Here is a 5,678-nt window from a genome sequence, read left to right on the forward strand (position 1 = left end):
GTGGCTTCCGTGGCACGCCCCGCCCCCGTCTTCATCGACCGCGCCGGACGTGACATCCCCGGGGCGGGCGCCCGGAGCCGGGCGCACGGCCCGGTCGCCCGGATCGAACGGCCCGGTGGCGTACCGGCTTGGTCGATCACCGGCCAGGACGCCGCCCGGCGGGCCCTGGCCGACCACCGCCTGTCCAAGGACCCGCGCCGGCACTGGGCGGCGTTCGCCGAGGGCCGGATCGGCGCGGACTTCCCGCTCATCGGCTGGGTGCTGATGGACAACCTCACCACCCGCTACGGCGCCGACCACACCCGGCTGCGGCGGCTGACCGCCGGCGCCTTCACCCCGCGCCGGGTCGAGGCCATGCGGGCCGAGGTGGAGAAGGCCGTCGACGAGCTGCTGGACGACCTCGGCCGCCGCGCGCCCGGCGAGGTGGTCGACCTCAAGGCCCGCTTCGCCCACCCGATGCCGGCCCGGGTGATCTGCGACCTGTTCGGCGTGCCGGCCGGGGACCGCGAGCGGATGCTGCGCGGCGGCGAGGTGAACGTCGACACCACCATCAGCCCGGAGGAGTCCGCGGCCAACGTCGAGCGGTGGCACGGTGAGATGCTGGAGTTCGTCGAGGGCAAGCGCCGCGACCCCGGGGACGATCTGACCAGCGACCTGGTCCAGGCCCAGGCGGAGGACGGATCCCGGCTGAGCGACTCCGAACTGGTCGGCACCCTGCACCTGTTGCTCGCCACCGGGACGGAGCCGGTGATGAACCTGCTCGCCAACACCGTGCGCGCCGTGCTCACCCACCCCGACCAGCGGGCGCTGCTGCGGTCCGGCGCGGTGGGCTGGGCGGAGGTGATCGAGGAGAGCCTGCGCGCCGAGGCACCGGTCGCGCACCTGCCGTTCCGCTTCGCGGTGGAGGACATCGAGCTCGGCGGGGTCACCATCGCCAAGGGGGAGCCCGTCCTGATCAACTTCGCGGCGGCGGGCCGTGACCGCGCCGTCCACGGGGAGGACGCCGACGCCTTCGACGCCACCCGGCCGAACAAGGAGCACCTCTCCTTCGGCCACGGCGTCTACCGCTGCATCGGCATGCCGCTGGCCCGGATGGAGGCCGAGACCGCCCTCGCCGCGCTGTTCCGGCGCTTCCCGGACCTCGAACTCGCCGTACCGGCCGAGGAGCTGGCGCCGCAGGCCACCTTCATCATGAACGGCGTCCAGACCCTTCCGGTCCGGCTCGGGCCGCAGAGCAGTTGACAGGAAAGGTGGTTCGGCCGATGTGGGCAGCCGTCGTACCCGAGGCCAAGGCGCGCTGGGAGCTGCGCGAGATCCCCACCCCGAGGCCCGGTCCCGGCCAGGTGCTGATCCGGGTCCACGCCTGCGGGGTCTGCCACAACGACCTGCTGGTCAGTCAGGGGGTGTTCCCCTTCCCGGCGTTCGATCCGGTGGTGGTCGGGCACGAGGCCGCCGGGGAGGTCGTCGAGGTCGGCCCCGGGGTGACCGGCCGCCGGGTCGGCGACCGGGTCGGCGCCACCTGGGTGCAGGCGACCTGCGGCCGGTGCGCGTACTGCCGGCTCAACCTCCCGCTCTCCGGGCAGTCCGGGATGAACTGCCCGGAGGCCGTGATGAGCGGCCTCACCGTGCAGGGCGGACACGCGGAGTACGTCGCGGTGGCGGCCGCGAGCACCGTGCTGCTGCCGGACGCCGTCCCGTACGAGACCGCCGCCCCCCTGCTGTGCGCGGGCTACACCGCGTGGAGCGCGCTGCGCGCCGCTGATCCCGGACCGCGCGAACGGGTCGCGGTGCTCGGGATCGGCGGACTCGGCCACCTCGCCGTGCAGTTCGCCCGGGCCGGCGGCTTCGAGACGGTGGCCGTCACCCGCTCGCCGGACAAGCACCGGCTGGCCCGGACCCTGGGCGCGGACCACGTGGTCGCCGACGGAGACGGGCTGCGGGGGATCGGCGGCGCCGACGTCGTCCTGGTGACCGGCACCTCCTACCGGGCCGCCGCCGGGGCCCTCCAGGGGCTGCGACCGAACGGCCGGATGGTGCTGGCCACCATCGACCCGGCCGAGTCCTTCGCCATCCCGCCGACCAGCCCGTTCTGGGCGCAGCGCCAGCAGGTGATCGGCGCCACCCACAACGGCCTCGACCGGCTCACCGAGACCCTCGACCTGGTCGCCTCCGGGGCCGTCACGCCGCTGGTCGAGACCTTCCCCAAGGAGCGGGTCGCCGAGGCGCTGGACCGGGTCGAGCGGGGTGAGGCGCGCTTCCGCGCGGTCGTCACGTACGCCTGACCGGTGACATGGTGAACCGGCGGACGGGAGAGGTCATTCACCCCCCCGCGATCCTCCCTTGAGTCCTGGAAGCGCCCTTCCGCGTCACGCGCGCGGGAGGGCGCTTCGTCGTGCGGCCGCGGGTCGGCCGTCGGGTCCGGCGGCGGCCGCCGTTCCTCCCGCTGAGCAACGGGGAAGTAGCGATTCCGAGTGCTTTGCGTACATCCTCGTACCGTAGACCCGCGCGTGACGTGCTTTTCGCCGGCGCATTTCGGGTCGTGAATTCCGTCATCCCGGAACCCTCCTGTCAGCAGGAGGTTTCGGCCGCGTCATTCACGCGGCGCGGGCACGGGGTCGTATCCGATCCGTCGAGAGGGGAACCCGGTGGCGTACCGTGAACGAATCCGCAGACTGATTCCAGGCCTGGTGGTGATAATGGTGGCCACCTCGCTGTTCTTCGCCGTACGGACCTCGGTCGCGGCGGCCGGGGCGGAAGAGGTCGCGAAGCAGTACGGCTTCAAGGAGCTGCCCATCGCGATGCCGCCCGGCTACGAGCAGCGGCCGATGCGGTCGGTCCGGACCGTCAACCCGGCCTACCAGAAGATCCGTTCGTGGATCTCCTCGGTCGGGGCCAGCATCGCGATCAACGACCTGACCGGGCACGGCGTGGCCGACGGCATGTGCATCGTCGACACCAGGACCGACAGCGTGATCGTGACGTACACCCCGACCGCCCGGCCGGCCGACCGCTTCACGCCCTTCGTGCTGGACGGCAGGCCGCTGCCGATGGACGACACCATGGCGCCCACCGGCTGCACGCCCGGCGACTTCAACGGCGACGGCCGGATGGACCTGCTGGTGACGTACTGGGGCCGCACGCCGATCCTGTTCATGGCCAGGTCGGACGCCACGACCCCCGCCGCGGGCTCCTACGTGCCGCGCGAGCTGGTGCCCTCGGAGTCCCTGGACGGGAAGTACCACGGCCCGCGCTGGAACACCGACGCGGACTACGTCGGCGACATCGACGGCAGCGGGCGCCCGTCGATCGTGATCGGCAACTACTTCCCCGACTCCGACGTGCTCGACCCGAACGGGCTGAACAACGTCGTGATGAACGACTCGCTGTCCAACTCCAGGAACGCCGGCGGCGACCACGTGCTGCGCTGGCAGCAGAGCACCTCGGGGCCGGAGCCCACCGCGTCGTACGTGGAGGAGAAGGGCGCGATCCCCTACGACGCGTCGACCGGGTGGACGCTGGCCATCTCGGGCGCCGACCTGACCGGTGACGGACTGCCCGAGCTGTACATCGCCAACGACTTCGGACACGGGCACCTGCTCTACAACCGGTCCACGCCCGGGCACATCGAGTTCAGCGAGGCCAAGGGCGAGCGCACGCCGACCACGCCCAAGTCCTTCGTCCTCGGCAACGGCTCGTTCAAGGGCATGGGCGTCGACTTCGGCGACATCGGCCGCAACGGCGACTTCGACATGATGGTCAGCAACATCACCGTCGCCTGGGGCCTGGAGGAGAGCAACTTCCTCTGGATCAACAAGGCCAAGGACGAGGCCGACATGCGCCGCAAACTCGCCGCCGGCATCGCCCCGTTCACCCAGGAGGCCCAGGAGCACGGCATGGCCTGGACCGGGTGGGGCTGGGACACCAAGATGGGCGACTTCCTCAACAGCGGCGACCTCGCGGTGCTCCAGGCCACCGGCTTCGTCAAGGGGAAGATCGACCGCTGGCCGTGGCTCCAGGAGATGGCCATGACCAACGACGACCTGCTGTCCAACCCCGCGATGTGGCCCAACGTCCAGCCCGGCGACGACATCGCCGGGGACGAGGCGATCGCCTTCTACGCCAAGACCCCCGACGGCCCGTACGTGAACATCAGCTCCCGGCTGGGCATCGCCGTGCCGACGCCGACCCGCGGCCTCGCCACCGGCGACACCACGGGCACCGGCCGGCTGGACTTCGCGGTGGCCCGCCAGTGGGGGCCGCCCGCCTTCTACGCCAACACCGCGCCGGCGCTGGGCAGCCAGCTGAACCTGCGGCTCTACCGGCCGACCGGCGAGGGCGGCGCGGGCCAGGGCCTGGTGAACACCGGGGCGCCCGCGTACGACGCCACCGTGCGGGTCACCACCCCGACCGGCACCCAGATCTCCCGGCTCGACGGCGGGGGCGGCCACGGCGGCTTCCGCAGCTTCGACGTGCGCTTCGGCCTCGGCGCCCACCAGGGGCCGGTCACCGTCGACCTCAGGTGGCGGGACGCCGCCGGCGGACTGCACGAGAAGAACGAGCAGCTCAGCCCCGGCACGCACACGCTCGTGCTGACCGACCAGGTCCAGGAGGTCCCGAACCGATGAGCACGAGCGTGCAACCCCGAGCCGGCGGCACCCCGGCGGCCGCACCGGCCGCCCCCGCGAAGCCGAAGGACCCGCGGTACCTCGCCCTGCGGAACTTCGCGCTCTCGATCAGCGTGTTCAACATCTTCGGCTACACCCTGCTCGGCTTCGAGCAGCCCTGGCTGTGGCCCTTCGTCGCGGTGTTCACCGCCTACGCCTGCGAGATCGCCTTCGAGCTGATCAGCGCCTGGGCCCAGCGCCGCGGCCCCCGCTTCCGCGGGAACGGGTTCCGCGGCGTGTACGAGTTCCTGCTGCCGGCCCACATCACGGCGCTCGCGGTCAACATGCTGACCTACGGCAACAACCAGCTGCTGCCGATCGTCTTCGGCGTGGTCATCGGCGTCGGCGGCAAGCACGCCCTGCAAGCACCGATCGCCGGCCGGATGCGGCACTTCATGAACCCGTCCAACTTCGGGATCACGATGTCGCTGGTGTGCTTCGGCTCGTGGTTCAGCATCGCGCCGCCCTACGAGTTCACGGAGAACGCGAACACCTTCTTCCGGGTGATGATCCCGCTGATCATCGCCACGGCGGGCACCGTGATCAACGCGCTGCTCACCAAACGGACCCCGCTGATCGTCGGCTGGCTCGGCGCGTTCGCCATCCAGGCGTTCCTCCGGCACTGGATCTGGGACGTCGCGCTGTTCTCCGCGCTCGGCCCGATGACCGGTGTCGCCTTCGTGCTGTTCACCAACTACATGATCAGCGACCCGGGCACGACGCCGGTGAAGGGCCGGGCCCAGTTCGTGTTCGGCAGTTCGGTCGCCTTCGTGTACGCGATCCTGATGGTGTTCAACGTCGTCTACACCCTGTTCTTCGCCACCACGCTGGTCTGCGCCCTGCGCGGGCTCGGGTGGTGGGTCGCGCACCTGGTCCAGCGCTCCCGGCGGGCGGACGCCGCCGGGGCGTCCGGGGGCGGAACGGCCGTACAGCCGCAGCAGAGCCAGGTCGGGGCGGCCGTGGCGTGAGGCCGCACCACGACCGCTAGGTGACACCGTGACCCCTCCGTGGCGC

Annotated in this window: 4 protein-coding genes; all 4 read left to right on the top strand. The window is 71.7% G+C overall.

All coding sequences use genetic code 11. From position 1 onward, the window contains the following. The 4 genes from ACFU6K_RS29600 to ACFU6K_RS29615 all read left to right on the top strand — a co-directional run bounded on the left by ACFU6K_RS29600 (position 1) and on the right by ACFU6K_RS29615 (position 5,632). Positions 1-1,242 carry a cytochrome P450 gene (locus tag ACFU6K_RS29600; RefSeq protein ID WP_380668141.1) on the top strand — a complete coding sequence of 414 codons (1,242 nt, stop codon included), beginning with the start codon at positions 1-3 and terminating at the stop codon, positions 1,240-1,242. A gap of 20 nt (positions 1,243-1,262) precedes the next feature. Next, positions 1,263-2,282: an alcohol dehydrogenase catalytic domain-containing protein gene (locus ACFU6K_RS29605; protein ID WP_380668143.1), complete on the top strand. Its 1,020-nt coding sequence runs from the start codon at positions 1,263-1,265 to the stop codon at positions 2,280-2,282. Between the two features lie 414 nt (positions 2,283-2,696). Next, entirely contained in the window at positions 2,697-4,625 is a 1,929-nt protein-coding gene (locus ACFU6K_RS29610) for an ASPIC/UnbV domain-containing protein (protein WP_380668147.1), read from the top strand. Beyond that, positions 4,622-5,632 carry an enediyne biosynthesis protein gene (locus ACFU6K_RS29615; protein WP_380668145.1) on the top strand — a complete coding sequence of 337 codons (1,011 nt, stop codon included), beginning with the start codon at positions 4,622-4,624 and terminating at the stop codon, positions 5,630-5,632. The genes ACFU6K_RS29610 and ACFU6K_RS29615 overlap by 4 nt, the downstream gene beginning before the upstream one ends. Positions 5,633-5,678: the final 46 nt, after the last annotated feature.

Origin of the sequence: Kitasatospora sp. NPDC057512 (assembly GCF_042802135.1) — a bacterium.
Classification (GTDB): Bacteria; Actinomycetota; Actinomycetes; order Streptomycetales; family Streptomycetaceae; genus Kitasatospora.

What these genes read in the sequence shown, in the direction of transcription:
- ACFU6K_RS29605 (WP_380668143.1), top strand. Translation starts at nt 1,263, where the DNA reads ATGTGGGCAGCCGTCGTACCCGAGGCCAAGGCGCGCTGGGAGCTGCGC.
- ACFU6K_RS29610 (WP_380668147.1), top strand. Translation starts at nt 2,697, where the DNA reads ATGGTGGCCACCTCGCTGTTCTTCGCCGTACGGACCTCGGTCGCGGCG.
- ACFU6K_RS29615 (WP_380668145.1), top strand. Translation starts at nt 4,622, where the DNA reads ATGAGCACGAGCGTGCAACCCCGAGCCGGCGGCACCCCGGCGGCCGCA.